At 70.8% G+C, this 25,021-nt stretch carries 22 protein-coding genes and 3 pseudogenes; 13 read left to right on the top strand and 12 right to left on the bottom strand.

All coding sequences use genetic code 11. The features are described 5' to 3' along the window. Positions 1 to 90: 90 nt before the first annotated feature. The 4 genes from ACWGJ2_RS19280 to ACWGJ2_RS19265 all read left to right on the top strand — a co-directional run bounded on the left by ACWGJ2_RS19280 (position 91) and on the right by ACWGJ2_RS19265 (position 3,086). Positions 91 to 846 carry a CBS domain-containing protein gene (locus tag ACWGJ2_RS19280; protein WP_453347328.1) on the top strand — a complete coding sequence of 252 codons (756 nt, stop codon included), beginning with the start codon at positions 91 to 93 and terminating at the stop codon, positions 844 to 846. A gap of 127 nt (positions 847 to 973) precedes the next feature. Next, positions 974 to 1,432 (top strand): cyclic nucleotide-binding domain-containing protein, encoded by a 459-nt coding sequence (locus ACWGJ2_RS19275; RefSeq protein ID WP_453347327.1) that lies wholly within the window; start codon positions 974 to 976, stop codon positions 1,430 to 1,432. A gap of 58 nt (positions 1,433 to 1,490) precedes the next feature. Next, complete coding sequence (locus ACWGJ2_RS19270; RefSeq protein ID WP_453347326.1) at positions 1,491 to 2,228, top strand: CBS domain-containing protein; 738 nt, start codon at positions 1,491 to 1,493, stop codon at positions 2,226 to 2,228. Between the two features lie 114 nt (positions 2,229 to 2,342). Further along, positions 2,343 to 3,086, top strand: a complete 744-nt coding sequence (locus tag ACWGJ2_RS19265; protein WP_453347325.1) for a response regulator — start codon at positions 2,343 to 2,345, stop codon at positions 3,084 to 3,086. A gap of 7 nt (positions 3,087 to 3,093) precedes the next feature. On the opposite strand, the gene ACWGJ2_RS19260 is transcribed toward ACWGJ2_RS19265, so the two are convergent. After that, complete coding sequence (locus tag ACWGJ2_RS19260) at positions 3,094 to 4,905, bottom strand: GAF domain-containing protein (protein WP_453347324.1); 1,812 nt, start codon at positions 4,903 to 4,905, stop codon at positions 3,094 to 3,096. Between the two features lie 332 nt (positions 4,906 to 5,237). Here ACWGJ2_RS19260 and ACWGJ2_RS19255 point away from each other — a divergent pair, with 332 nt between their 5' ends. Continuing rightward, on the top strand, positions 5,238 to 5,492 hold the full coding sequence (locus ACWGJ2_RS19255) for a flavodoxin domain-containing protein (RefSeq protein WP_453347323.1): 255 nt from the start codon (positions 5,238 to 5,240) through the stop codon (positions 5,490 to 5,492). A gap of 151 nt (positions 5,493 to 5,643) precedes the next feature. On the opposite strand, the gene ACWGJ2_RS19250 is transcribed toward ACWGJ2_RS19255, so the two are convergent. Continuing rightward, a complete protein-coding gene (locus ACWGJ2_RS19250; RefSeq protein WP_453347322.1) occupies positions 5,644 to 6,561 on the bottom strand; it encodes a universal stress protein in 918 nt (305 codons plus the stop codon). A gap of 208 nt (positions 6,562 to 6,769) precedes the next feature. After that, on the bottom strand, positions 6,770 to 7,405 hold the full coding sequence (locus ACWGJ2_RS19245; protein WP_453347321.1) for a hypothetical protein: 636 nt from the start codon (positions 7,403 to 7,405) through the stop codon (positions 6,770 to 6,772). 416 nt (positions 7,406 to 7,821) lie between these two features. Here ACWGJ2_RS19245 and ACWGJ2_RS19240 point away from each other — a divergent pair, with 416 nt between their 5' ends. Together ACWGJ2_RS19240 and ACWGJ2_RS19235 are read left to right on the top strand one after the other, a co-directional pair. Continuing rightward, a complete protein-coding gene (locus tag ACWGJ2_RS19240) occupies positions 7,822 to 10,344 on the top strand; it encodes a phosphoketolase family protein (RefSeq protein ID WP_453347320.1) in 2,523 nt (840 codons plus the stop codon). A 186-nt stretch (positions 10,345 to 10,530) separates the two neighbouring features. Beyond that, positions 10,531 to 10,890, top strand: a pseudogene (locus ACWGJ2_RS19235) (universal stress protein); the annotation flags it as partial. A gap of 197 nt (positions 10,891 to 11,087) precedes the next feature. On the opposite strand, the pseudogene ACWGJ2_RS19230 reads toward ACWGJ2_RS19235, so the two are convergent. Next, positions 11,088 to 11,423 (bottom strand): annotated as a pseudogene (locus ACWGJ2_RS19230) (FCD domain-containing protein); the annotation flags it as partial. Between the two features lie 232 nt (positions 11,424 to 11,655). On the opposite strand from ACWGJ2_RS19230, the gene ACWGJ2_RS19225 reads away from it, so the two are divergent. The 3 genes from ACWGJ2_RS19225 (at position 11,656) to ACWGJ2_RS19215 (ending at position 13,008) form a co-directional block, all read left to right on the top strand. Next, the gene (locus ACWGJ2_RS19225; protein ID WP_453347319.1) at positions 11,656 to 11,814 is read left to right on the top strand and encodes a hypothetical protein; all 159 of its coding nucleotides are present in this window, start codon (positions 11,656 to 11,658) and stop codon (positions 11,812 to 11,814) included. A gap of 130 nt (positions 11,815 to 11,944) precedes the next feature. After that, a complete protein-coding gene (locus ACWGJ2_RS19220) occupies positions 11,945 to 12,280 on the top strand; it encodes an ArsR/SmtB family transcription factor (RefSeq protein WP_453347318.1) in 336 nt (111 codons plus the stop codon). Positions 12,281 to 12,282: 2 nt separating this feature from the next. Next, entirely contained in the window at positions 12,283 to 13,008 is a 726-nt protein-coding gene (locus ACWGJ2_RS19215) for a cation transporter (protein WP_453347372.1), read from the top strand. A 78-nt stretch (positions 13,009 to 13,086) separates the two neighbouring features. Here ACWGJ2_RS19215 and ACWGJ2_RS19210 read toward each other — a convergent pair whose 3' ends face one another. Further along, positions 13,087 to 13,941 (bottom strand): alpha/beta hydrolase, encoded by an 855-nt coding sequence (locus ACWGJ2_RS19210; protein ID WP_453347317.1) that lies wholly within the window; start codon positions 13,939 to 13,941, stop codon positions 13,087 to 13,089. Next, on the bottom strand, positions 13,938 to 15,227 hold the full coding sequence (locus ACWGJ2_RS19205) for an amidohydrolase family protein (protein ID WP_453347316.1): 1,290 nt from the start codon (positions 15,225 to 15,227) through the stop codon (positions 13,938 to 13,940). Before ACWGJ2_RS19205 ends, ACWGJ2_RS19210 begins: the two co-directional genes overlap by 4 nt. A gap of 29 nt (positions 15,228 to 15,256) precedes the next feature. Here ACWGJ2_RS19205 and ACWGJ2_RS19200 point away from each other — a divergent pair, with 29 nt between their 5' ends. Then, on the top strand, positions 15,257 to 15,823 hold the full coding sequence (locus ACWGJ2_RS19200) for a TetR/AcrR family transcriptional regulator (RefSeq protein WP_453347315.1): 567 nt from the start codon (positions 15,257 to 15,259) through the stop codon (positions 15,821 to 15,823). Positions 15,824 to 16,043: 220 nt separating this feature from the next. Here ACWGJ2_RS19200 and ACWGJ2_RS19195 read toward each other — a convergent pair whose 3' ends face one another. From ACWGJ2_RS19195 to ACWGJ2_RS19180, 4 genes and pseudogenes are all read right to left on the bottom strand, one after another. Next, a complete protein-coding gene (locus ACWGJ2_RS19195; protein WP_453347314.1) occupies positions 16,044 to 16,697 on the bottom strand; it encodes a hypothetical protein in 654 nt (217 codons plus the stop codon). A gap of 226 nt (positions 16,698 to 16,923) precedes the next feature. After that, complete coding sequence (locus tag ACWGJ2_RS19190) at positions 16,924 to 18,294, bottom strand: amidohydrolase family protein (protein ID WP_453347313.1); 1,371 nt, start codon at positions 18,292 to 18,294, stop codon at positions 16,924 to 16,926. 220 nt (positions 18,295 to 18,514) lie between these two features. Then, positions 18,515 to 19,363 (bottom strand): annotated as a pseudogene (locus ACWGJ2_RS19185) (DMT family transporter); the annotation flags it as partial. Between the two features lie 233 nt (positions 19,364 to 19,596). Beyond that, the gene (locus tag ACWGJ2_RS19180) at positions 19,597 to 20,493 is read right to left on the bottom strand and encodes an NAD-dependent epimerase/dehydratase family protein (protein ID WP_453347312.1); all 897 of its coding nucleotides are present in this window, start codon (positions 20,491 to 20,493) and stop codon (positions 19,597 to 19,599) included. A gap of 175 nt (positions 20,494 to 20,668) precedes the next feature. Here ACWGJ2_RS19180 and ACWGJ2_RS19175 point away from each other — a divergent pair, with 175 nt between their 5' ends. Beyond that, positions 20,669 to 21,568: a LysR family transcriptional regulator gene (locus ACWGJ2_RS19175; RefSeq protein ID WP_453347311.1), complete on the top strand. Its 900-nt coding sequence runs from the start codon at positions 20,669 to 20,671 to the stop codon at positions 21,566 to 21,568. A gap of 5 nt (positions 21,569 to 21,573) precedes the next feature. Here ACWGJ2_RS19175 and ACWGJ2_RS19170 read toward each other — a convergent pair whose 3' ends face one another. Further along, on the bottom strand, positions 21,574 to 23,001 hold the full coding sequence (locus tag ACWGJ2_RS19170; RefSeq protein WP_453347310.1) for a hypothetical protein: 1,428 nt from the start codon (positions 22,999 to 23,001) through the stop codon (positions 21,574 to 21,576). Between the two features lie 497 nt (positions 23,002 to 23,498). On the opposite strand from ACWGJ2_RS19170, the gene ACWGJ2_RS19165 reads away from it, so the two are divergent. After that, positions 23,499 to 24,203 (top strand): AfsR/SARP family transcriptional regulator, encoded by a 705-nt coding sequence (locus tag ACWGJ2_RS19165; RefSeq protein ID WP_453347309.1) that lies wholly within the window; start codon positions 23,499 to 23,501, stop codon positions 24,201 to 24,203. A 62-nt stretch (positions 24,204 to 24,265) separates the two neighbouring features. Here the strand turns inward: ACWGJ2_RS19165 and ACWGJ2_RS19160 are convergent, their stop codons facing one another. Then, positions 24,266 to 25,015, bottom strand: a complete 750-nt coding sequence (locus ACWGJ2_RS19160; protein WP_453347308.1) for an SDR family oxidoreductase — start codon at positions 25,013 to 25,015, stop codon at positions 24,266 to 24,268. Positions 25,016 to 25,021 lie beyond the last annotated feature (6 nt).

Here is a 25,021-nt window from a genome sequence, read left to right as displayed (position 1 = left end):
CCCTGAGATTCCCCCTCGCCACGGACGGACGCTGTTCTCGGCGACCGCGACCGGAGAAGACCGGAGGAGACCGGAGGAGAGGTGACCGCGATGAAACACCGCAGGATCGAGAACGTGATGACCGGCGACGTCACCCGCGTGGGCCCTGGTGCGACCTTCAAGCAGGTGGCCGCCGTGCTCGCCGACCGGCGGATCAGCGGGCTGCCGGTCGTGGACAGGGAACTGCGTGTGCTCGGCGTCGTCTCGGAGAGCGACCTCATGGCCCGGCAGGCCACAGGGGAGCAGCGGCGGCGAGAGGCACTCGACCGCCCTGAGCGGCCCCCGTGGCTGCGACGGCTGGTCCTCCCCAGGTGGGCGCGCAAGGCGGCCGTGAAGGCCGAGGCAGTGACGGCCCGTCAGCTCATGTCGGCACCCGCCGTCACCGTGGGGCCGCTCGCCACCGTCACCGAGGCGGCCAGGATCATGGCGCGGCACCGCGTGAACCGGCTGCCCGTCACCGACCCGAGGACGGGCCGTCTCGTCGGCATCGTCACCCGGCACGACCTGCTGCGGGTCTTCCTGCGGCGGGACGCGGAGATCCGCGCCGAGGTCGTCAACGAGGTGCTGGTCCGCTCGCTCTGGCTGCCCAGGGACGCCATCGAGGTCAGCGTCTTCGAGGGCGTCGTGACGCTCAGGGGAGAGCTGGACAAGCGCAGCGACGTGCCTCTCGCCGTGCGGTTGGCGGAGCAGGTCGACGGAGTGGTGTCCGTCGTCGACGAGCTGACCTACCGGATCGACGACGCGCATCTCCAGCCGTCCGAGCGAGCGCTGGACGGTGTCGGGGACGGCTGGCTGCGCAAGCTGTGACAGGCCCCCGGCCGAGTACGAGTGAAAGGGGCCGGCACCACGTGCCCGGCATGGCCGGCATGGCCAAGCTGCCCGGCGTGGCCCGCCCACTGTGGAGAACTGTGGGTAACGAGACCAGGAGAGACAGATGATCACGAAGAGCCGGGTCCTCGCGACGCTGCCGCCCGGTCATGGCGACCGGCTGATGGCGCTCGCGCACGAGGTCCACTTCCCCGTCGGCACCCGCCTCTTCCACGAGGGCGGCAGGGCGGACCGCTTCTGGTTCGTCCGGAGCGGCACCGTCGCGCTCGACGTGCGTGTGCCGGGCCGCGGCCCCGCGGTCGTGGAGATCCTGCGGCACGGCGAACTCCTGGGCTGGTCCTGGCTGTTCACTCCCCACGAGTGGCATCTGGGCGCGGTGGCGACCACCGAGGTGCACGCCTACGAGTTCGACGCCGACGCCGTGCGCGCCCTGTGCGACGAGGACCCCGTGCTGGGCCGTGCCGTGGCCGTCTTCGTCGCGGAGACCGTCGCCCGACGGCTCAAGGCGGCCCGGGTCCGGCTGCTCGACCTCTACGGGCCCCACGGCAGTGGGAGCCCGTCATGACCGCCGCTTTCCGCGGCCCGCCCAGCGGCCCTGGCCGCCGCGTCGGAGGGAGGACATCGTGAACCAAAGCCCGCACACCGTGAGCGACGTGATGACTCAGACGGTCGTCGCCGTAGGCCGGAACGCGGCCTTCAAGGAGATCGTCAGGACCCTGGAACAGTGGAAGGTGAGCGCCGTCCCGGTGCTGGAGGGCGAGGGCCGTGTCGTCGGCGTGGTGTCCGAGGCCGACCTGCTGCCCAAGGAGGAGTACCGGGACCTGGCCCCGGAGAACGGATCGCGGCGCCTCGACGCCCTCGCCAAGGCGGGCGCCTCGACCGCCGGGGAGCTGATGAGCGCGCCCGCCGTGACCGTGCGCGCGAACGCCTCGCTGCCGGAGGCCGCGCGGATCATGGCCCGTCGGCAGGTCAAACGGCTTCCAGTCATCAATGCCTCGGGCTTCCTGGAGGGGCTCGTCAGCCGCAGTGACCTGCTGAAGGTCTTCCTGCGGCACGACAAGGAGATCGCGGCTGAGGTCGAGGAGCAACTGCGGCACCTCTTCCCCGTCCCCGTCGCCCCCCTCCACGTCACCGTGCGGGAAGGTGTCGTCACCCTCACCGGGACGGTACGTGACGCCTCCCTCGTACCCGTGGCCGGACACCTGGCGCGCGCCGTGGAGGGAGTGGTCGGCGTGGACTGCCGTCTCACCGGCGCGTGGGACCACGGGACCGGCCCCGGGGAGCCCACCCCCGCTCCGGGCACCCGTCCGGCCGGGATCCCCGGAAGCCTGGACGACGGGCGGGAGCCGGACGGGGAGTGACGGGACCGGTTGCCCCACCCGGCGGCCCCGCACGAGGGCCGTTCGGCTCTGGACCCGCCGGGCGGTGCCGTAGAGGCTCTTGGGAACAGGCCGCGAGGAGTCCAGGGAGCGCAGATGACAGGCAGTCAGGGTTTCTCCGGGGAGAACCCCCTCAAGGTGTTCCTCCTCGACGACCACGAGATCGTGCGACGGGGACTGATCGACCTGCTCGGCAGTGAGCCGGACATCGACGTCATCGGTGAGGCGAGCACAGCGGACCAGGCGCTGACACGCGTGCCCGCGCTCCGGCCGGATGTCGCCGTACTGGACATCCGGCTCCCCGACGGCGACGGCATCTCGGTGTGCAGGGAACTGCGTTCGGCGCTCCCCGGGCTCGCCTGCCTCATGCTCACCTCCTTCGACGAGGAGGAAGCGATGCTCGACGCGATCATGGCGGGCGCCGCCGGCTATGTGCTCAAGGAGATCGAGGGACCCGACCTCGTGAACGCCGTACGCACGGTCGCCTCGGGCAGGTCCATGCTCGACCCGGCCACCACCGCGCGGCTCATGCACTCCCTGCGGAACGACTCCGGGACGCCCCGGGAACCGGAGGGGGACCAGCGGCTGGCGGGGCTCTCGCCCCGGGAGGAGGACATCCTGCGGCTGATCGGCGAGGGCCTCACCAACCGTCAGATCGGGAAGCGGCTCTACCTGTCGGAGAAGACCGTCAAGAACAACATCTCCCGGCTGCTGGGCAAACTGGGCGTGCAGCGGCGCATACAGGCGGCCGTCATGGCCACGCACCTGGACCCACCGCGGGCGGAAGAGGACGGCTCCGGGGCCGGCGGAGGGAGGGGCGGGGCCGACGGGCCCCGCTGACCCTTCGTCACCCCTCGCCGGGTGACGCCTCTTCGTGGGCTTCCTCGTCGCGAGAGGCCGTGCCATCGGCTCCCTCGTCACGAGGCGGCACGGGCGCGAACGTGGGCGCGGACGTGGGCGCGGACACCGGTACGGACCACACCAGCCGGGTGCCGCCGCCGGGCGGCCCCGTCAACTCCAGCGTGCCGCCCAGCCGCTCCGCACGCTCGGCGAGGTTCCGCAGCCCGCTGCGGCGTGCCCCCTCCGGCACCCCGCACCCGTCGTCGGTGACCGTCAGCGTCAGCCGCCCGTCCCCTGCCGCGACCCGCACCTCGGCGGCCCCGGACCTGGCGTGCCGCGCCACGTTGCTCAGCGCCTCCTTGAGCACCGCGAGCATCTGGTCGGCGGCCGAGGGCGGCACGTTCGTCTCCACCAGCCCCTCCACCCGCAGTGCCGGAGTGAACCCGAGCATGGCCGTGGCCTCCCCGACCGTCTCGGCCGTACGGGCCCGCAGCCCCCGCGCCTCCCCCGTCTCGTGCGAACGCAGACCGAAAATGGTGGAACGGATGATCTTTATGGTGCTGTCCAGGTCCTTCACGGCCCTGGCCAGCCGGTCCGACAACTGGGGGTGCTCGGAGAGCCGTTGGGCACTCTGGAGCGTCATCCCCGTCGCGAACAGCCGCTGGATGGCCAGATCGTGCAGGTCCCGCGCGATCCGGTCCCGTTCCTCCAGCAGCGCGATCCGCTCGGCGTCCTGCCGTCCCTCCGCCACCTCCATGGCCAGCGCCACCTGTAACGCGAAGCCGACGGCGGGCGTGGTCTCGTTCTCCGCGAACGGTTCCCGGCCCGCCCGCCGGGCCACGACCAGCACGCCCCGCACGCCCTTGCCCGTGTCCAGCGGCAGCGCGAGCGCGGGCCCGAAACCCGCCCAGGGCCCTGGGGCCTTCTCCACCCGGGGATCGTGCTGGATGTCGGCGCTCGTGGCGGGCTCCCTCGTGTGGAAGGCGGCACCCATGAACCCGTCCTCGTGCGGCAGGACGACTCCCCTGTGCGCCTGGGCGCCCTCCCCGACGGCGAAGCTCGTCCGCAGCCCCTCCGCGCCCTCCAGCGGCACCGCGACCACACCCAGGTCCGCCGAAATGATCTCCCGTGCCCGGCTGACGACCAGTTCCAGTACCTCGCCACGTGCCGCGCCCGACAGCAGCGCCCCCGTGATCTCACCACTCGCCGCCGCCCACCGCTCGCGGCGCTGCGCCTCCTCGTAGAGCTGGGCGTTCTCGATGGCGACGCCCGCGGCGACGGCGAGGGTGGCGAGAACGGCCTCGTCCTCGGCGTCGAACTCCTCGGCCCCGCGCTTCTCGGTGAGGTAGAAGTTGCCGAACACCTCGTCCCTGACCCGGATGGGCACCCCGAGGAACGAGTGCATCGGCGGATGCCGGTCGGGAAAACCGTACGAGGCCGGATGGTCCGACAGCTCGGCCAGCCTCAGCGGCTCCGGATGCCGGATGAGCTGCCCCAACAGGCCGTGCCCCCTGGGCAGGTCACCGATCTCCGCGACCTGCTCCTCGGCCATCCCCACAGGCAGGAACTGCGCCAGCTCCTGCCCCTCCCCCACCACACCCAGCGCGCCGTATTCGGCGTCCACCAGCACCACCGCCGCCTCGACGATCTGCCGCAGCACCTGGGACACCTCAAGCCCCCGCCCGACCGACAGCACCGCCTCCAGCAGCCCGTGCAGCCGGTCCTGCGTCCCGCGCACCGTGCTGATCCGCCGCTCCAGCTCCTCCAGCAGCTCATCGAGACGCAACCGTGGAATGCTCCCCGCACCACCGCTGTCCATCGTCACCCCTACGGCGCTCGCGTCCTGGCCCGGAGGACTCAACGTAACGGCTCGGGCCCGGGGCACCACATGGGCAGCACCACAATCCCGACCTCGGTTCCCCGGCACGCGGGAAACCGGCCACCCGGGAGCGCGCCCCCTTCCCGCCGCGCCCGCTTCGCTCCGCCCGACGGCCCGGCGGCCCGGCGGCCGAGAAGTGGCCCGTCCGGTCCCTGTCCCTCCGCGCCGGGCCGGGCCGGGCCGGGCCGTCGCACGGTTCTCGTACGGGAGGGGCGATGTGCGGGTCCCTTCCCGGATACCAGGTCCTACGGCAGGACGGCAGGAGAGCGCACATGCCCAGCCACGTACTCGTCGCCTACGGCAGCAAGAACGGTTCGACGCGGGAGATCGCGGGTTGGATCGTCGACGCACTGAACTCGGCCGGGTGCGAGGCGGTGGCCGAACCCGCGGCCGACGTGCGCACGCCCGCGCCGTACGACGCCGTCGTCCTGGGCGGCGCCCTCTACGCGGGCCGCTGGCACCGCGACACCGCGCGCTTCGCGCGCCGTCACACGTCCGTCCTGCGCGGCAGACCCGTATGGCTCTAGCAGCGGCCCGCTCGACAGCAGCGCCTCCGAGCGGGAGTTACCGCCCGTCCGGTGAGGCGGCGACGGCGGGGCCCATCGGCGGGTTCCGGCCCCGGAAGCCCGGGTTCCGGCTCGGTGCCGTCGCGGTGACGGCTCCGGGCCGGGCGGGCTGTCACTCGTGCGGCACGACGGCGACCGGGGCCGTGGCGTGGTGGATGACGGCGTGGGCCACCGAGCCGGTGTGGGCGCCCAGCGGGGAGCGGCGGATGCGACGGCCGACGACCACCAGGGAGGCGTCGGCGGACGCGGCGACGAGGCGTTCGGCGGGCCGGCCCGTCAGTACCTGCTCGAAGACGGGGACCTGGGGGTACTTGCCCCGCCACGAGTGCAGAACCTCGGCGAGCGCCGTGGTCGCGCGGGAGGCGAGTTCCGCCATGACCTCCTCGCCGACCAGTCCGGGGTCGAAGTCGTAGGCGGTCGGCGGGGACCAGGTGTGGACGACGCGCAGGCCGGTCTCGCGCCGGGTCGCGGCCTCGAAGGCGTGGCCGATGACGGTGTCGTCGGGCCGGGCCAGATCGAGGCCGAGCACCACGTTGCGGTAAGCGGTGCCGCCGACGGGCTCGCCCCCGGTGCCGACCTCGGTGTCGGACCGGTACTCGTCCTGGGCACGTTCGCCGGCGCGGACGAGCACGACGGGGCGTTCGGCCCTCGCCACGGTCGCCATGGCGACCGAACCGACGAGGAAGCCGACCACCGCACCGAGTCCCCGGGAGCCGAGCGCCAGCACCTCCGCGTCCTCGGAAGCGGCGAGCAGAGTGGTGGCGGTCTCCCCCTCGAAGCGTTCGGCGCTGACCTCCAGCCCTGGATAGCGCCCGCTGATGTCGGTGCCGACCTCGCGGGGTATGCGCTCGGCCCAGTGCCGTTCGGCCTCGGCGAAGAGGGCGCCAGGAGCAAAGGTGTAGGGCGCCCAGTTCCAGACGTGCACGATGCGCAGGGGCAGCTTCCGCAGCAGCGCTTCGCGGGCCGCCCAGTCGGCGGCCGCGCGGCTTTCGGGGGAGCCGTCGACGCCGACGGTGACGGTACGGTTCATGGCTGACACCTTCCGGTGAGGCGGGCGGGGCGGAGTTCCTGTTTCCAGCGTCTTGTCGTGTGTTCGCGGAGAAGAGGGGCCACAAGGCCCTGGGGCGCGGTCCACCCGGCCCTGCCCCGTGGCTTCTTGAGGCCCTGGGGCGAACGGGCCGGGTGTCAGGCGAAGCGTCGGCCGTCAGACGTAGCGCCGGGTGTCAGGCGTAGCGAGGTCAGCGCAGCCAGCGGTGGTCGCGTACGTACGGCAGCCCGGACCATGTCCTGCCCAGTCCCCAGGTGTCACCGGCCGACAGCGCCGCGAGGACGATCAGCACGGCGGCGTACACCACGTGGTAGTCGACGAGCGGGTTCGTGGACATGCTGGGCGAACCGTCGGACAGGTGCTGTGCGAGGGGCCATTCCGCCGCCCACATCAGCCCCATCATGACCGTCCCGGCCAGCGCGGCGAGCCGCAGCGCGACCCCGGCGAGCAGCGCGACGCCGATCCCCAGCAGGCCGAGCATGAACAGCCAGTCGGCCCAGGCGTCCCCGGCCCAGTTGTGGAACGGGGTCTCCAGGGGGCCGACGGCGACGCCGCCGAGGAACCCCTCCGTGGGCGAGCCACCGTCGATCCAGCCCTTGCCCGGAGGTGTGGCGTAGTGCCAGCCGAAGGTCTTGTCGAGGAAAGCCCAGAGGAAGACGAACCCGGTGACGAAGCGGACCGAGGCGACGACGCGGGACGCCGTCACCGTCGACGTCGTCGCGACGACGGCCGTTTTCTCCCCCGGCTTCGCGGCCCTCGCTGTACCGGCCTGCCGCCAGACCGGCCGGAAACCGTGCCGGTGGTGTGCGGGCTCGTGCACTGCCATGGCTCTCCACCCCTTTCGTCTCGGTTCCGCGTTCCGCGCTTCTTCCACGCTTCGCGCTTCACGGATCGGTACGTCCTGTTCCGCTCCCACGGTGCCGCGTGCCGCGCCCGCGGCGCCGGGGCCGCACAGGCCACTCCGGCGGGTCGTCCGGGTACGGTTCGGCGGGCCGATGGGCGGGTCCGGGCGGCTCCGCCCCGGTCGGCTCCCGCCGTCGCCCGACCGGCCCGCTCCCGTGCCGTGCCCTCTCCGCAGGGCCGCCCGGCCCCCCTGGCCGGCCCCCTCGGTCCCTTCCGCCGTCCCGGCCTCGCCCCGAGCATGGCGATGCCGACGCCTCCGTGGCCGACGCGGCTCCGTGCCGACGCGGCTCCGGAGGACCGTGCCCCTCTCCGCCCATCCGCCACCGCATGGAGGCCCCCGTGCCCGCGACCCCCGCACAGCGACCGGACGCCCCGCAGCCCGCCCCCGCCGCTCCCCAGGACCGGATGTCACCCGGCCAGGAGAAGGCGGGCGGACGGGAGAGGACGGGCGCGCAGGAGGGGGCGGGCGCGCAGGAGGGGGCGGCGGCGCGGTCCTCGGACGCGCACCCGCTCCGCGACGCGGAGGTGTCCGCGCTGGACGCGCACTGGCGCGCCGCCAACTACCTCACCGTCGGCCAGATCTACCTCATGGCGAACCCGCTGCTCACCGAACCGCTGCGTCCCGAACACATCAAACCGAGGCTGCTCGGGCACTGGGGCACGTCTCCCGGACTCAACCTCGTCCACACCCATCTCAACCGCGTGGTCAAGGCCCGTTCGCAACCGGCGGTCTGCGTCTGGGGGCCGGGACACGGCGGGCCCGCCGTGCTCGCCAACTCCTGGCTGGAGGGCAGCTACAGCGAGACGTATCCCGACGTCGGCCGGGACGCGGCCGGCATGGAACGGCTCTTTCGGCAGTTCTCCTTCCCCGGCGGCGTACCCAGCCACGTCGCGCCGGAGACACCGGGCTCGATCCACGAGGGCGGCGAACTGGGCTACTCCCTCGCCCACGCCTACGGCGCAGCGCTGGACAACCCGGACCTCCTCGTCGCCTGCGTGATCGGGGACGGCGAGGCCGAGACGGGGCCACTGGCCGCCTCCTGGCACGCCAACAAGTTCCTCGACCCGGTGCACGACGGCGCGGTGCTGCCGGTCCTCCACCTCAACGGCTACAAGATCGCCAACCCCACCGTCCTCTCCCGGCTTCCCGGGAGCGAACTCGACGAGCTGCTGCGCGGATACGGCCACGACCCGCTCCACGTCACCGGGGACGACCCCCACACCGTGCACCGTGCCATGGCCCACGCCATGGACACCGCGCTCGACCGCATCGCCCTCCTCCAGCGCACCGCCCGCGAGGGCGGCGTGACCGAACGCGCCCGCTGGCCGATGATCGTGCTGCGCACCCCGAAGGGCTGGACCGGCCCGCGCACCGTGGACGACGTACCCATCGAGGGCACCTGGCGCGCCCATCAGGTGCCGCTGTCCGGCGTCCGCGACCACCCCGGCCATCTGCGGCAACTGGAGGACTGGCTGCGTTCCTACCGCCCCGGCGAACTGTTCGACGCACAGGGCGCGCCACGGCCCGAGGTGCTGGAGTGTGTGCCCGGGGGAACCCTCCGGCTGGGCGCCACCCCGCACGCCAACGGGGGCCTGCTCACCCGGGACCTGCCGCTGCCGCCGCTGGAACGGTACGCCGTCCCCGTCGACAAGGCGGGGGCGAGCACGCACGAGCCGACCCGTGTGCTCGGCGGGATGCTGGAGCACGTCATGGAGGCCACTGCCGAGCGCCGCGACTTCCGCGTCGTCGGCCCCGACGAGACCGCCTCCAACCGCCTCCAGGACCTCTTCCACGCCACGGGCAAGGCGTGGCAGGCCGCCACCACCGGCACCGACGAGCACCTGGACCGGCACGGGCGGGTCATGGAGGTCCTCTCGGAACACCTGTGCCAGGGCTGGCTGGAGGGCTATCTGCTGACCGGCAGGCACGGCCTGTTCTCCTGCTACGAGGCGTTCGCGCACATCGTCGACTCGATGGTCAACCAGCACATCAAGTGGCTGAAGGTCTCCCGCACACTGCCCTGGCGCCGCCCCGTCCCCTCGCTGAACTACCTGCTCACCTCGCATGTGTGGCGGCAGGACCACAACGGCTTCTCCCACCAGGACCCCGGCTTCGTCGACCACGTCCTCAACAAGAGCCCCGAGGTGGTGCGGGTCTACCTGCCGCCGGATGCCAACACTCTGCTGTCGGTGGCCGATCACGCGCTGCGCAGCCGGGACTACGTCAACGTCATCGTCGCGGGCAAGCAGCCCTGCTTCGACTGGCTGAGCATGGCCGAGGCCCGCGCCCACTGCGCCCGCGGCGCCGGGATCTGGCCGTGGGCCGGGAACGAGGACGGCGGCCGCGAACCGGATGTGGTCCTCGCCTGTGCCGGGGACGTCCCCACCCAGGAGACCCTGGCCGCCGCGCGACTGCTGCGGCAGCACCTGCCCCAGCTCGCGGTGCGCGTCGTCAACGTCGTCGACATGACCCGGCTGCTGCCGCACGAAGAACACCCGCACGGCATGACCGAGGCCGAGTTCGACGCCCTGTTCACCCGCGACAGGCCCGTCGTCTTCGCCTACCACGGCTACCCCTGGCTCGTGCACCGGCTCGCCTACCGCCGCACCGTCCACCCGCATCTGCACGTGCGCGGCTACAAGGAGACGGGCACCACCACCACGCCCTTCGACATGGTCGTCCGCAACGACCTGGACCGCTACCGGCTGGTGATGGACGTCATCGACCGGGTGCCTGACCTGGCGGTGCGGGCCGCCGCCGTACGTCAGGCCATGGAGGACACCCGCACCCGCCACCACGCCTGGATCCGCGCACACGGCACCGACCTGCCCGAGGTCGCCGACTGGGCCTGGGCCGACTGAGCGTCACACGCACCTGCGCCGCGACAGGTTCCTGGACGTCGAGGGCGGTACCGTGCAGCCCTCGGCGAGGGACCTACGGCCCCTGAGCACGGCCGCGGCGAACGGCGAACCTGGAACACACAGGTGCCGTGGGGCAGGCCGCACCCGCGGCCCGCGCTCAGAGCGCGTCCGCGCCCAGGAGCGACCATGGCCCGAGACGATCCGAGGTGTGTCATGCCCCGACCCGTCGCCGCCGGGGTGGACGGCTCGCCCGAGAGCCTCGCCGCCGCCGGGTGGGCCGCGCGGGAGGCGGTACGCCGTGGCCTTCCGCTCTGGTTGGTGTACGCCGACGAGACGCTCCCTACCGGAGCGCTGACCGTGCCCAGTGAACGCGCCGAGGAGCTGCTCGACCACTCCCGTTCTCTGCTCTCGGCGCGCCACCCCGGCCTGCCGGTGGAGGCGGACCGGATCGTGCAGGAACCGCGCGAGGCGCTGCGCGCCGTCACGGAGCAGGCCGAGCTGCTGGCGCTCGGCAGCCTCGGACTCTCCGGCGCGGCGGGCTTCCTGCTGGGCTCCCTCGGGCACGCGACGGTGGCACGGGCGCACTGCCCCGTGGTCCTCGTCCGGGCGGACGGAGCGGGCGGGACCGACGGGGCGGACGAGGCGGACGGGGCCGGGAGCGCCGCCGAGGCGGCAGGCCAGGGCCCGGCCCGGGAGGTGCTGCTCGGCGTGGACCTGCGGCAGAGCTGCGACCCGGTGTGGAGGAGGTCGGCGATCCGCACGTGTTCGGCGCAGCGGACGGCGGCGCGGTCGCGTTGGAGTGTGCGCCGGTACTCGATGAGGCGGCGCAGGCGGTCGACGCGGCGCAGGGAGTCGATGAAGAAGGTGTTGCGGCTGCACGCCATGACCGTCTCGTGGAAGCGGCTGTTGAGGTCGTACAACTGGGCGTTGCCGATGGTGCGGATCTCCCCGTCCACCAGGCGCTGTTGCTGGGCGCGGACAGTTTCGAGGGCGTCGCGGTCGAGGACGAAGCCGGGTTCGAGGACGGCGGCGGGCTCGATGGTCAGCCGGAACCGGTAGCTGTCCTGGTAGGAGTCCATCGAGGTGAGCATGGGCTGGAACTCCCAGCCGTACCCGGGGAGCCGCTCGATCCAGCCCTCCACGGCGACGCGGCGCAGGACGTGGGCGAGCTGTCCTGGCATCAGGTCGTAGCGGCGGACGAGGGCGTTCTCGGTGACCCGGTCGGGCAGTCGGCCGGCGAGGCGGTCGGCCGCGATGCGCAGGTAGACGTCCTCGGCGTCGTCCGCCGCCGCTGGGAGCGGGGACGCCTCGGTGAGGGCGGACCCCACGTCGGCTCCCCTGTGGGTGCCGCTCGGCCTGGTCAAGGCGGACCTCGGCGACTTCCGGAAGACAGCGCCGCGCTGGGGCGTCCCCGTCTCCCTCGCGCACCTCGCCTTCGCCCTGCTGACGGGGGCCATCTCCATCGCGTGACACAGCACCGTGTCCGGACGGACAGAGGACCGGAGCTCCGCCGTCGCCGTCGCCGCGTCCACCAGGCACCAGGCACTCCCGAAGCGGATCCACGCTTTCCTGAATTCAGGATGCAATGTACTCTCGCGGAGTGCTGACTGTTGCCTCCGACATCGAGGTGCTGGCCCGGTTCGGCCGCGCGCTCGCCGACCCGATCCGCTGCCGCATCCTGCTCGCCCTGCGCGACGCCCCCGCCTATCCGGCCGACCTCGCCGACGCCCTCGGGATCTCCCGCACGCGGCTGTCGAACCACCTCGCGTGCCTGCGCGACTGCGGGCTGGTCGTCACCGTGCCCGACGGCCGCCGCACCCGCTATGAGCTGGCCGACGAACGCCTTGGCCACGCGCTGGACGATCTGCGTACCGCCGTGGTGGCCGTCGAGACCGACCGCACATGTCCGGACGCCGACGAGAAGGGCTGCTGCTGACCATGGCCGCTGAGGTATCGATATCCATCGGGCCCTCGTCGGCCCGCGGCGACGCGCTCACCCGCCGGATACGCCTGCTCGTCGCGGCCACGATCGCCTACAACGTCATCGAGGCGGTCGTCGCCGTCACCGCCGGTTCCCTCGCCTCCTCCACGGCCCTGATCGGCTTCGGACTCGACTCGGTCATCGAGGTCTCCTCCGCCGCCGCGGTCGCCTGGCAGTTCTCCGCCTCCGACCACGCCGTCCGCGAAGCGCGCGAGCAGCGCACTCTGCGGATCATCGCCGTCTCCTTCTTCGCCCTGGCCGCCTATGTCAGCGCCGACGCCGTCCGCGCACTGGCCGGCACCGGTGAGGCCGAAAGCTCCGTCCCCGGCATCGTGCTGGCCGCGCTGTCCCTGGCGGTCATGCCGTTCCTGTCCGCCGCCCAGCGCAAGGCCGGCCGCGAACTCGGCTCCGCCTCCGCGGTCGCGGACTCCAAGCAGACGCTGCTGTGCACATACCTGTCCGCTGTCCTCCTGCTCGGGCTGGTCCTCAACGCCACCCTCGGCTGGTCCTGGGCCGACCCCGTCGCCGCTCTCGTCATCGCCGCCATCGCCGTCAGAGAAGGCCGCGACGCCTGGCAGGGCAAGGGCTGCTGCGCGCCTTCCGCCGCCGCTCCGGTTCCCTCCGCCGGCGCCGGGGCAGACGCGTTCGGCACCTACCCGCCCGGATGCGACTGCTGCGAGTAGGCCGCCCGCGGACGCGGAGAGCACCCCGGTCGGCACCGGGGCCCCTCTCCGCGTTTCGGGCCACCGCGTCAGCCGTTGTCACTGGGCACGGCAGGTCCTGAGGTAGCTGAGGAACGATGCCTGCAACCCCGTCACATGCGTCTCGTGCATGAGCGCGCTGGTGACGGATCCGCCGCGTGAGGTGAGGCGGTGCAGGAACGTGGCGACGTTCTGCGCGAGGTTCTGGTAGACCGCCAGGTCTCCGAGGATCTCTCGGTCGTTGAAGGTCACGTGAAGCTTGGTGGCAGGCAGGGTGTCACCCATCGCTTGAAGACGTGCGAAGACCTGACTGTCCGCATTGACGATGCCGGGGCTGCCCGCGCCGATGCTCTCGAAGAGGGTGCTGTTGGTGAGCCAGGCGTAGAGGCTGAAGAGTCCGCCGTAGGAGTAGCCGAAGAGGCCGTGACCGCTCGGGGCTGTGCCGTAGTCGCGTTCGATCCGCGGGTGCAGGTCGTCGGTGAGGAAGTTCAGGAACATGTCCCCGCGGCTGTCGCTCAACTCGGCGAGGTAGGCGTCGGCCTGCTCGCGAGTCATCGTGCCCGTTTCGATCCCCATCTCCACCGCGTCGATGTACTCCTTCGCGATGGGTTCGCCGGGGGGCACGAGGTCGCGGTTGCGCAACCGCTCCCAGTGCTCCGCTTCCTCGCCCGCGTAACCCACGCTGACTTGGATGTAGGGCTGAATCGACTGCATGGGGTCCAGTTGCGTGACGATGAGTGGGGCGGTCATGCCCACGGCCCAGTTGCCGTCGAGGACGTACACGACAGGCGCTTGCGCAGCGGCAGGGTCGTAGCGCGGTGGCGTGGTGACCCAGACTCCGTAGTCGTGCCCGCCGCTGGAGCGCATCTCGAAGTAGTCGGTGTGGGCGAGGCAGCCCTGCCACATGGTGCTCATCTGAGGTCCTTTACGATGCGGCCGGCCTGGATCACGAGGACGGCGTTGGTGGGGTCGGAGAACAGTTCCGGTTCTTTGAGCGGGTTGCCGTTCCAGAGCACGAGGTCTGCCTGCGCGCCGGGAGCGATGACTCCCACCTGGCCGGACAGGCCGAGGATCTCGGCGTTGGTCCTGGTCGCCGCCACGAGCGCTTCCATCGGCGTCTCGAGGGCCGCGCGCAGGCTGAGTTCTCTGCCTCGACGGTCCTGGGCCGGACCGATGAGATCGGATCCCAGCCCGATCCGTACTCCCGCGTGCTTGGCGGCAGCGAGTGCCTTCGTCATCCGCTCACGTGTGCCCTTGGCCCGGTCGCGGGTCGACTCGGCGAGTCCGGCTCCGGCGGTGTCGTGCAGCAGTTGCTCGACGACGGCGAACGTGGGCACGAGGGCAACGTCGCGAGCGGCCATCAGAGCCGCTGTGGATTCATCGAGACCGGTGCCGTGCTCGACACAGCGCACCCCGGCCTCGACCGCGTTCCGTATGCCCTCGTTGTTGTGGGCGTGAACCGTCACATAGGTGTTCCGTGCCGCAGCTTCTTGAACCGCGACGGCGATCTCCTCGACGGTGAACTGGGTGTCGGTCAGCCGGTCATGTGCGCCCACCACGCCGCCGGTCACGCAGAGCTTCAGGAAAGAGGCTCCGCGACGGAAGGCCTCGCGGACGTTGTGCCGCAACTCGTCCGCGTTGCCCGCCATCATGGAGAGGGCGCACAGGCCCGGGATGTGGTGGCTGCTCCACAGCTCGGTGGGTTCCCATTCGGCTCCGTAGTAGCCGTGCCCGCCGATCTGGCACTGAACAGGTCCGCACGACAGGACGCGCGGCCCTCTGACCTTGCCCTTCGCGATCGCGGTGACGACACCGCCGTCGATCCCGCCGGTGTCGCGAACGGTGGTGAAGCCGGCGTCGAGCGTCGCACCGGCCGTGGCGAAGATGTCCGCCGCGATCTCGGCGGCGCTTACCCGGAACGAGAAGTGCGGCTGGATCGGGCTCGACAGACCCAGGTGGACGTGAGCGTCGATCAGGCCGGGCGTCATCGTCAGCCCCTCGGCATCGAGACGCTCGCCGTGCGCGCTGGAGGCACCGAGTTGGGTGATGCGGCCGTCTTCGATGGTGATGTCGAGGTTGCTGGGATCGCGCCCCGATCCGTCGATGACCGTCGCGCCGACTACATGAGCAGGTCCCAAGGTCGATCCTCCGTCGTTGCGAGCTGACTGCGACCATGTGCGAAGCAACACGGAACCGCTCATCCATCTTTTCCAATGGATAAACTGTGGGAGTGATCCTGTCAACCTCGGAACGCAAGGGCAGCGCGCGCGAGCGACTCCTGGGACGGCTTCTCGACGCCTTCGGCGAGGCCCTTCCCCCGCCGGAGATGTCACTCCGTGAGATCGCCGCCCGGATCGAGACCAGCCACGCCCTGCTGCGATACCACTTCGGGTCGCTCTCGGGCGTCTTGGCCGCCATGCTCAAGGCGCAGCGGTCCCGTGACAACGAGTCACTCCTGGAGGCCGCCCAGCAGGGCACCTTCGACGATTTCGTCGGGGCGATCTGGCGCGCTTACACCCGGCCGGAGCAGTTGTCGCGCACCCGTGGCTTCTTCTACGTCGTCGGACTGGCCGCGTACGGCCCGGAGGACTTCCGTGAGTTCGTGGAGTCGATCGGCGACCTGACCGAGATGCTGGCCTCGCTCGCGGAACGCGAAGGGCTCGGCACGAAGGAAGCGCGGGATGTGGCCACCGTCACCGTTGCCACGATCCGCGGCCTCCTCCTACAGGAAGTCCTGACCCCCGGAACCCGCCCGGAGGACGCGGTCACCTTGATCCTGCGCATGAGTCGGAAATGACGCGCTGGACGTGGGCAAGGCCGCCGACGTCGGCCGGCCCCGTCCACGGGCACAGTCCTCGGCCGACGCCGCCGCTCAGCCGGGCCCCCCGTCGAAGAGGATGGCTCGCACCCCGCGGTCGGCCACCCCGGTGTGCGGCACGTACAGGATCCCGCACACCACCTCCCGGTCCGGCGACGGCTTTCGCCCCGGAGGACCGGGAGGTCACTTTAAGCCTCAGCTACTGCTCTTGAGGCCGAAGCGTCTGATGACCGCTGTCCATGTCGAAGTCGCCGATGTACCACTTTCCATCGATCTTTTCGGTATTCACCTTGGCGGTGAAGGACTTCGGGTCTATACCGTGCGAGCGGGACAGCATGATGGCCCGCAGGGGCTTTCCGTCGACGGAGATCTTCGACGTCGGGACGACTGCCTTTTCGCCCTCGGGGGTGGGCGCGTCGACCTTCACCGTCGGCTTTCCGGAGGAATTCTGCGGCGAGAACGCCTTGCTCATGGACTTCAGGCCGGGGGCCAGCTTCTGCGTTGTCGACGCGTCACACATCTGGGGAGTGGCGGCCTTCGGGGACGAGCCGCTGTCCGGCGCGACGGAGAGCAGGCACGCCTGCTTCGCGTCCTTCTCGATGACCGCGGTGACCCAGGCGCTGACCGCCGAGGGCACGGTGGACCGGCCGCCCGCCTGTGCGCTGGAGCCGTCGCCCGAAGGGGCCTCGGGGCTCTTCGATGTACCGTCCGAAGGAGAGGGGCTGCTGCTGTGCGCGGCGGAAGCGGTGTCCGAGCCGCCGCCCGAGCACGCTGCCATCAGCGGCGCCGCCGCCAGCAACGTGGCCGCGGCGGCCCAGCCTATGGCCCTCTTACCGGGCTCTGGTCGTGCCATGACTTTCCGCTCCTCAGCGTTTCCTCATCGTTCGGCTCTCGTCGCCCATCGTAGACACCGGCGGGCAACAAGCCGGGGGGGCACCCCACGCGCTCCGGAATTCCGGGAAAGAACGCAGAGCACAGTTCAATATTCGCCGTACCGCCCCACAGGGGCCTGTCATCTCTTTATGCGGAAAATCCGCCGCTTCTTCGTGTCATGGTATTCACCGCCGCTGTCGCCGAGGTCACGCAGGAAGAGCGATTCCGGCCGCTCGGAACAACCGGTCCCGAGAGGCCCCGGCCTGTTCGGAGTGAGCGTTGCCGCCCTTGAGTACACCGTCGGACTTGAGTACCCGCCCGGCGACGACGACCAGGTCGACGTTGCCCGCGTGGCCGCCCGCGACGATCGAGGCCGCGGCGTCGGTGGCCGGCAGGAGGTTGGCATGATCCATGCGGATCATGATCAGGTCGGCTTCCTTGCCGGGAGTCAGACTGCCGGTGCGGTCGTCGATTCCGCAGGCTCGCGCGCCCTCGATGGTCGCGAAGGCGAGAAGGTCGGCGGCATCGAAGGTGGGCAGGTCCGGGACACGGTCCATGGGGCCCGCGGCTCCCGCGACGATCAACTGCTGGTACGCGAGCGCGGCACGCATCACACCGAACATGTCGCCGCTGACGATGGTCTCGGTGTCGACGCTCAGGCTGGGGCGTACCCCGGCTGCCAGAAGACGATTGGTGGCGGGCTGGCCGAGGCCCGGCATGAAGACCTCCAGCGCGGAGGCGACGGACGCGGTGGCTCCGTGTGCGGCCAGCATCCGCAACTCGTCGTCGGTCGACGTGCAGCAGTGGATGAACGTCATGTCCTCCTTCAGGAGGCCCGCTTCGGCGAGTCGGCGGATGGCCTGCTGCCGGGCTCCCCATTCGCCGAGGCCCACGTGCATGCTGATGCGCAGGTCCAGCTCGCGGGCGAGGCGGATGTCCCGCTCCGCCACGTCGGGTGTGGACAGCTCCGGGCCGCGCAGCATCGCGTTGAGCGTGACCCGGGCGGAGTCGTCCGGCAGCACCTCGTTGCGGATGCGCCTGATGTCGTCGGGATGCGTGCGGGCGCTGCCGAACTGCCACTGCTCGGCCTCCGTGGACGGCCAGCCGTGGTCGAAGACAGCGCGGATACCTGATTCCCAGTGGGCGGCGATCGCCGCGTCGGAGTGCTCGGGGCTGTTGCTGATGTGCGACTCGTCGCGCACCGTGGTCACACCGGCTTCGAGGGACATCAGGTCCGCCGTCAGATTTCCGACGTGGACGTCTCTCGGCTCGAAGTGCTGTCCGAGGCCGATCTGGACCTGGCTGCGGTACTCCTCGTAGGTCCACGCGGGCCCGAGATTGCGCAGCGCGCCCTGCCAGTTGTGGCGGTGCGTGTCGATGAAACCGGGAAGTACGGCGGTGCCGGTGCCGTCGATGACGCGGGCCCGGTTGTCTTCGACCTTCCGGCCGACTTCCTTGATCTTTCCGTCGGCGACGAGGATGTCGCCCACGAAGTTTCCGAGCGCGGTGTCCTGAGTCAGCAGGCACGCGCCCTTGATCAGGATGCGGTCGTCGTTCAGGGGCGTGTCGTGCGACATGTGTGGTCCTTTCATGGCGGGGAGCGTTGTCATGGTGCGAGGGGATGGCGGGGCGGGGGGGGCAGTGCTGACCAGTACCGCCGACGGGGGCTCGGGCGGACCGTGGTCCGTGGGCGGGTCCGTCGGCCGGTGCGCCGCGCGGGCGCGGAGAAGCGATCCGGACGGCTGCGAACGTGAGGACGGCTCCGAGGACGGTGAGGGCCGAGGGGGAGCCGCTGCCCGACGGAACGAAGAGGTCCAGCGCGATGGAGCCGGTCAACTGGCCGGCGATCGAGGCCATGCCGAGCAGCAGCACCCCGATGCGGTGGACGAGAAAGGCGGACGCCCCGATGAAGACCACACCGCACAGTCCGCCGAGATACACCCACCAGTCGGTGGGAAGCGGGTGGCCGGACGTTCCGCGGACAAGCGCCCTCACAGCCCAGACGAGACCGAGGAAGACCGCTCCGACGCAGAAGTTGAGACACGTGGCGGCGAGCGGGGAGCCCGAGGCCGCACCGGCCGCACCGTTCATCGCCTGTTGCAGTCCGAGCGCGAATCCGGCGGCCAGGGCGCCCAGCGCGGGCAGGAGGACAGCCGCGGGAGCCGGCGTATCGGCGAACCTCGGCAGAGCCGAGAGGAGAGCGGCGACGAGGATGACGGCGGCACCGGCCAGCCGACGCGCTCCAGGCCGTTGCCTGGTGCCGCCGCCGATGCCCTTGGCGTCGACGATCAGTCCTCCCAGCGTCTGGCCCGCGATCGCCGACACGGTGAACACGGCGACCCCCGTCACCAGCACGGTCGTGGACTGAGCCAGCGCGAAGGTGCCGCCGAGCACTCCGGCGAGCAGATACCGCCGGGGCAGCCGGCCGTCCCTTGCGGCGTCACCGAGGGCACGCAGGGCACGGCGCAGCCCCGGGGAGAAGAGGGCCAGGACGGTCATGAGGGACAGCCCACCGCAGAAGCTGAGCGCGGCAGCCGCGATGCCGTCGTCGAGACGGTGGCTCAGCTCGCCGTTCAGCCGCGCCTGCACCGGGATCACCAGACCGGCCGCGACGGCCGCGACGACGGGCAGTGACCGCCGCCGCATCGGGCGGCCGGCATCCTGGCCGCTGCGGCTGCGACTGTGGCTGCCGCCGCCACTGCCGGATTCTTGCGGCTGTGGTCCCACAGGAGACGGGCCGGAGCCCGGTGCTGCGGTGTGTGTGGTCATCCTGTCTTCCTCGGCGAGAGAGTGGGCCGTGTACCGTCGGCGGGCCCGGGGGCCGCGTACGTACCTACGCGGCCCCCGGCGCGGTCGGGGCGGCGCATGCCGAACGACGGTCAGAGAGCCGGCCCGGCGGACATCGCGGCGATGTCCTCCAGAATCGTCGGCCGTGACTGCGCCCAGCCCAGGACACGTCGGGCCGTGTCGCCCGAAGCCTGCTGGTCCAGCAGCAGCGCCGCGCCGAGCGGTCCGAGCCGGTCGAGCGTCTGGACCACGGGCTCGGGCTGTACCCGGCCGGCCAGGCCCAGGGAGCGGGAGACGGCTTCGGTGATCTCACGCACGGTGGGATTCACGCCGCTCGCGCCGAGGAAGTACGAGCCCGCCGGGGCCTGTTCCAGCGCCAGCACGTACAGCTCGGCGAGGTCGTCCACGTGAACGGTGCTCCAGTGCTGGTCGCCGGGGCCGACCATCGTCAGGGCAGCCGCGTCCCCGGCGCTCCTGGGGCCGGCGGCGACCAGGTTCAGCAGCCCGCCGCCATGGCCGTGGACCACGGCCGGGGCCACGACGGAGGAACGGACGCCGGGCGCGTCGCGGACGCGCTCCGCCATGGGCACGCGCCACGCGGCCAGCTCCGGAGGGTTCATCGGCGTCGACTCGGTGATGGCACTGCCGCTGCCGTGCACCCAGACACCCGTGGTGTGCACGAACGGCTTGCCGGTGTTCCCCAGCGCTCGCAGCATGGTGGTGACCACGGTCTCTTCGACGGCCGCGCTGGTCTCGTCGCCGGGCGATGCCAGATGGACGACGCCGTCGCTGTCCGAGACGAGCCGGTGCACGGCCTCGGCGTCGGCGTCGGCCAGGTCGGTGATCACCGCCTCCGCGCCCTTGGCCCGGACGCCCTCCGCGTTGTCGGGGTTGCGCACGAGAGCGGTGACCCGGTGCCCCGTGGCGACGAGCCGGTCGAGTACGGAGCCGCCGATGTAGCCGGTGCCCCCGGTGAGCAGTACGCGCATGCTGATGCCGCCTCTTTCATCTTTCGTCCACTGGACGGAGGGAGGAACGGACCCCGCAACGCCAGCCGATTCGGGGCTCGGCGCCGGTCCGCACACCCATAGTCACGTCGGTCAGATATCGTGTCCAACGAAAGATTGCGATGCCGTAATCGATAGAACCGATTAAAGAGGGCGTGTGGATCAGAGGAGACTGGAGTACTTCGTCGCCGTCGCGGAAGAGCTGAACTTCACGCGGGCGGCTCAGCGCCTCCACGTCACGCAGTCGACGCTGTCCGCGGGCGTCAAAGCGCTGGAGAGCGACCTGAAGGCCGAACTCGTCCTGCGGTCGACGCGCTCCGTCCGGCTGACCGAGGCCGGAGCGGCCTTCCTGCCCGAGGCGCGCGCGGCCCTGGAGGCCCTCGACCGGGCCCGGGCGGCCGTCGAGCCCCGGTCGGCCGGTCTGCGCGGCAGCCTGTCGGTGGGCGTCCTCAGCGGTCTGACGGTCATCGACGTCCCCGCCCTGGCGGGCGATTTCCACCGGCGTCATCCGGACGTGCGGCTGCGGATGGAGACGTCACAGCGAGGCACCGCCGGCTTGATCGAGAGAATCAGGGAAAGTCATGTCGATGCCGCCTTCGTCGGCACCGAGGTCCGTGACAAGCACCTGGTGGCCAAGGCGATCAAGAAGTACGACCTGCAACTGCTCGTGCCCGCGGACCACCCACTGGCAGGCCGGTCGGCCGCCCGACTGGCCGACATCGCGGGTGAGACCTTCGTCGACATGCCGATCGGCTTCGGGCAACGGGAGACAGTGGACCACGCCTTCAGCCGGGCCGAACTCACCAGACGCGTCCTCATCGAGGTGTCCGACATCACCACGATCCCGCAATACGTGGCCAACGGACTCGGCATCGCCTTTCTGTCCCCCGAGTTCGCGGAGTCGGCGGGAACGGCCGTGCGGACCGTGCCGCTCGCGGACGCCCAACTCTCCTGGACCCTCAGCGTGGTGACATCGGCCACCCGCCCCCCGACGCGCACGCTGCACGCCTTCCTGGACCTGATCCCCCATCACATCAGGCGGGACCGGGTGTTCTGAGGTCCTCACCGCCCCCTGGAAGGTGTCGCGACGAAGACGCTCTTGGGCGTCGCCGTGCCCCGCGTGGCCTGTGCCTGCACATGGCGGGAACGGCTCAACAGCGCATGGGCCGGCCGGTAACGGTGGAACGGGCGCAGCGCGGACTGCAAGGTGCTGATGGCCGAAATGGCCCGCGGGGAGGAGAGGTGCGAGACCTCGTCGAGGAACAGGGCGCAGTCGTGGCAGCCCGCGTCGAGGTTTCCCGCCCCCAGCCGGATCTGTGCCAGCCGGGCCCGCGTCAGTACCCTGGCCCGGCGCTGGTCGGGAAGGCGGTGGTCCAGCGATGTCTCCAGCGCCCTGATGGCGGCCTTCGTCTCGCCGAGGGCCAGCAGTGCCTGGCCTTCTTGGAAGCGCAGGGCAGCCAGCGGGTAGGAGACGAGCTGGGGGGCGGAGGCCGGTGACGAGTCGCTCAGAGCACGCTCCGCCGAGGTCAGGTCGTCCAGTGCCGCACGCCGCTGCATGGTCCCGGCGTATGCGGCGGCACGCTGGGCCAGGACGAAGGCCCGCACCATGGGAGAGTCGCAGCGCCGTGTCACCTCCATGGCTCTGACCGAGAGTGCCAGTGCCCGCTCGTGGAATCCCAGCCGGGACGCCTGGGTGCTCATCGCCCGCAGCACGGTGGCCTCGAGGGTGGCGGCGCCTGCGTGCGCCGCGATCTCGGCCGCTGTGCGGTAGTAACGCTGTCCGAGCCCGTGCAGGTTGCTGTCCGCGCTCATCATCCCCAGGACGTGCGTGCCGAGGGCGACGTCGGCCAGCAGCCTCCGCTGTCGCGCCTCGTCCCGCACGCCGGTCAGCGCTGATACTCCGTCGTCCGCCAGGTAGGTCGCCAGCGCCGTGCGGGCATGGAGACCGCCGTACAACTCCATCTGCTGCCAGAAGACCGTGACCATGTCCGTCAGAGCACCGTCCGCGACCAGGGCTCCGTCCGCGACGGCCCGCGGGCTCTCGTCCCGCGACGGCGGTGCTTCACCGGGCGCGTGCTGGGGCGGTACGCAGGTGAGCGACGGTTCGTACACCAGACGGCGCAGCGACTGTCGCCGCCGGGGGTCGGTATCGGCTCGGCTCATGGACGCCAGCCGCCGGACCGGGTCACTGTCCGAGACCAGGTCGGTGACCGCTTGCTCGGCCGAGCGCTTCGCCGGGAGAAGTCCCGTCTCCGCCTCGGTCACCAGGCGTCCGGTGCGCGCGGTCAGCGCCTGCGCGACGAGGGCGGGCACAGGGCTCCGGGGCCGGGAGCCCGCCGCCCAGTGAGCCACCGAGGTTCTGTCGTAGCGCAGCGGGAGGCCCTGTGCGTGCCCCCGTGCGTTGACCTCCTGGGCGAGAGAACGACCCGACCATTCCGCCTCGGCGAGCAGACGGGGCAGATGCTTGTTGGGCACGCGGCGGCGCGGCATACAAGCTCCTAGGTGGCAATTGTTCTTCCTGGGAGAACACTTTCACCCGGCACGTCAGCCTAGAGAGTCCGGCACCGGAAGGGCAACCAGGAGAAAACAGAATGATGTGCGCGCGGGATCGCAGGGGCGCGTGATGCCGTAAGGGGTATCTGCGCACTCCCGAGGGGCCGTTTCTGCGCGAAGCCGTGGTGTTCAACGTGTTCACGCCTTCATGTGTCATCACCCTACCGCAAGGGAATGTTTCATGTTTCCGTGAGAAGTACGTGCTGCCTGCGACCCCGCCGCAGGCCATACGGAGGAAAAGGGGCGATGCCGACGGAACGGCGAAACACGGCAATGCCCCTTGGAGGGTGATCATGGAGAAAGTGACTGGCTCAGATTTACTGCGCCAGCGGGAAAACGATTCAGCCGATGTATTCTCATCCTGTTCGGCAACACACCCGAGACAGTCCCTGCACTTCCTTGGCCCCCCGGTCGTTCATGGGAAACGCGGAAGCGTGGCACTGCCTCGGGCACGACGCTTCAACCTTCTCGTCACGCTTCTGGCGGCCGACGGAAAGCGGGTCGAGTATCAGCGCCTGGTCGACGAGGCCTGGCCGGAGCATCCCCCCGCCGACTCACGCAACGCACTTCAGGCGCAGATCTCCAGGCTGCGCAGGGACCTCCGGTCGTGGGGATTCCTTGCTCAGGACGTGTCCCTGGCCAGTTGTTCCCCCGGATACGTGCTGGCGGTCGACCAGGGAGTCGTCGATTTCCTGGCGTTCGAACACCAGGCGACAGAGGTGATCCGGTCAGCTCGCGCAGGAGGAGATCAGCGTAGCGTCATGCGCCGGGCGGCCAAGGCGCTCTCCCTCTGGCGGGGAACTCCGATGGCGGGCTGGGAACTCGGCATGGAAACCCGCATCCTGCGCAGTCAGTGGGAGGAGCTGAGGCTGTCGGTGGAGAGGAAACGCCTCGAATGCGCTCTGAGTATCGGTGACTTCGATTTCGCCGTGCCGGAACTGCTGGAGCTGTGCGAGCGGAACCCTCTCAACGAGACGTTCCACAGGCAGCTTTCGGTCGCGCTCTTCCGTTCGGGGCGACAGGCTCATGGGCTGCACGTGCACCGGGAGTTCGGTGCCCGGCTGATGCGCGAACTCGGCGTACGGCCGACTCGCAAGTTCCGTTCGGCCTTGACCGACCTTCTCCGGGAATCCGCCTGAAATCCTCCCGGAATGTGTTCCCCGGCGCTCAAGCGCCGGGGAACACACATGCCCCCATCCGTTCAGAGGCCGACTCCCAGACCACCGCTGACGGGGACGGTGGCTCCGGTGATGAAGGAGGCCGACTCGTCCGCGAGGAATCCGACCGCCGCCGCCACTTCGTCAGCGGTGCCCGTCCGCGCCAGCGGAGTCCCCCGTAGATACCAGTCCCGCTGATCCTCGTCGAGATGCTGCGTCATTTCGGTGTCGATGATCCCCGGGACGACCACATTGACCGTGATCCCGTGACGTCCCAGTTCCCAGGCGAGCGTCCGGGTCATTCCCAAGAGCGCCGCCTTCGACGCCGCATATGCGGTCACCCCGGGGGCACCGCTGAAGGCGGCCATCGAGGAAATGTAGATCAACCGGCCCCAGCGTGCCCTCAGCATTCCGCCGATGCCCAGCCGGGCCAGGCGCAGGGCCGATTTGGTGTTCGTCTCGATGAGGTCATCGAAATCCGCGTCGGAGGTGGCGTTCATGGCGCTCTCGTGCAGCATTCCCGCGTTCGCCACGATGATTTCCGGAGCGCCTTGGTACTCCTTCACTTGCTTCACCGCGTGCGTCAGCTCCTCGTTGTCCCGTATGTCGCACCGGACCGCGAAGAAGCCCTCGGGGGGAGCGCCACGCCGGTACGTCACGGCCACCTTGTGGCCGGTCTCCCTCAGCCGGAGTGCTGTCGCGAGGCCGATGCCCCGGTTCCCGCCCGTCACCAGTACGGAACGGCGGGGGCCCGGCTGCTTCGCCCCGGCCCTGTCCTCGGATGGAGAACGCATGCTTCG

This window comes from Streptomyces sp. NPDC054796, assembly GCF_053611545.1.
This window is presented reverse-complemented; position numbering and strand designations above follow the sequence as displayed.

Bases quoted from the DNA above. Each gene is read 5' to 3' on its own strand.
- ACWGJ2_RS19280 (WP_453347328.1), top strand. From the start codon at position 91: ATGAAACACCGCAGGATCGAGAACGTGATGACCGGCGACGTCACCCGC.
- ACWGJ2_RS19275 (WP_453347327.1), top strand. From the start codon at position 974: ATGATCACGAAGAGCCGGGTCCTCGCGACGCTGCCGCCCGGTCATGGC.
- ACWGJ2_RS19265 (WP_453347325.1), top strand. From the start codon at position 2,343: ATGACAGGCAGTCAGGGTTTCTCCGGGGAGAACCCCCTCAAGGTGTTC.
- ACWGJ2_RS19260 (WP_453347324.1), bottom strand. From the start codon at position 4,905: ATGGACAGCGGTGGTGCGGGGAGCATTCCACGGTTGCGTCTCGATGAG.
- ACWGJ2_RS19255 (WP_453347323.1), top strand. From the start codon at position 5,238: ATGCCCAGCCACGTACTCGTCGCCTACGGCAGCAAGAACGGTTCGACG.
- ACWGJ2_RS19250 (WP_453347322.1), bottom strand. From the start codon at position 6,561: ATGAACCGTACCGTCACCGTCGGCGTCGACGGCTCCCCCGAAAGCCGC.
- ACWGJ2_RS19245 (WP_453347321.1), bottom strand. From the start codon at position 7,405: ATGGCAGTGCACGAGCCCGCACACCACCGGCACGGTTTCCGGCCGGTC.
- ACWGJ2_RS19215 (WP_453347372.1), top strand. From the start codon at position 12,283: ATGGCCGCTGAGGTATCGATATCCATCGGGCCCTCGTCGGCCCGCGGC.
- ACWGJ2_RS19210 (WP_453347317.1), bottom strand. From the start codon at position 13,941: ATGAGCACCATGTGGCAGGGCTGCCTCGCCCACACCGACTACTTCGAG.
- ACWGJ2_RS19205 (WP_453347316.1), bottom strand. From the start codon at position 15,227: ATGAGCGGTTCCGTGTTGCTTCGCACATGGTCGCAGTCAGCTCGCAAC.
- ACWGJ2_RS19195 (WP_453347314.1), bottom strand. From the start codon at position 16,697: ATGGCACGACCAGAGCCCGGTAAGAGGGCCATAGGCTGGGCCGCCGCG.
- ACWGJ2_RS19190 (WP_453347313.1), bottom strand. From the start codon at position 18,294: ATGTCGCACGACACGCCCCTGAACGACGACCGCATCCTGATCAAGGGC.
- ACWGJ2_RS19180 (WP_453347312.1), bottom strand. From the start codon at position 20,493: ATGCGCGTACTGCTCACCGGGGGCACCGGCTACATCGGCGGCTCCGTA.
- ACWGJ2_RS19170 (WP_453347310.1), bottom strand. From the start codon at position 23,001: ATGCCGCGCCGCCGCGTGCCCAACAAGCATCTGCCCCGTCTGCTCGCC.
- ACWGJ2_RS19160 (WP_453347308.1), bottom strand. From the start codon at position 25,015: ATGCGTTCTCCATCCGAGGACAGGGCCGGGGCGAAGCAGCCGGGCCCC.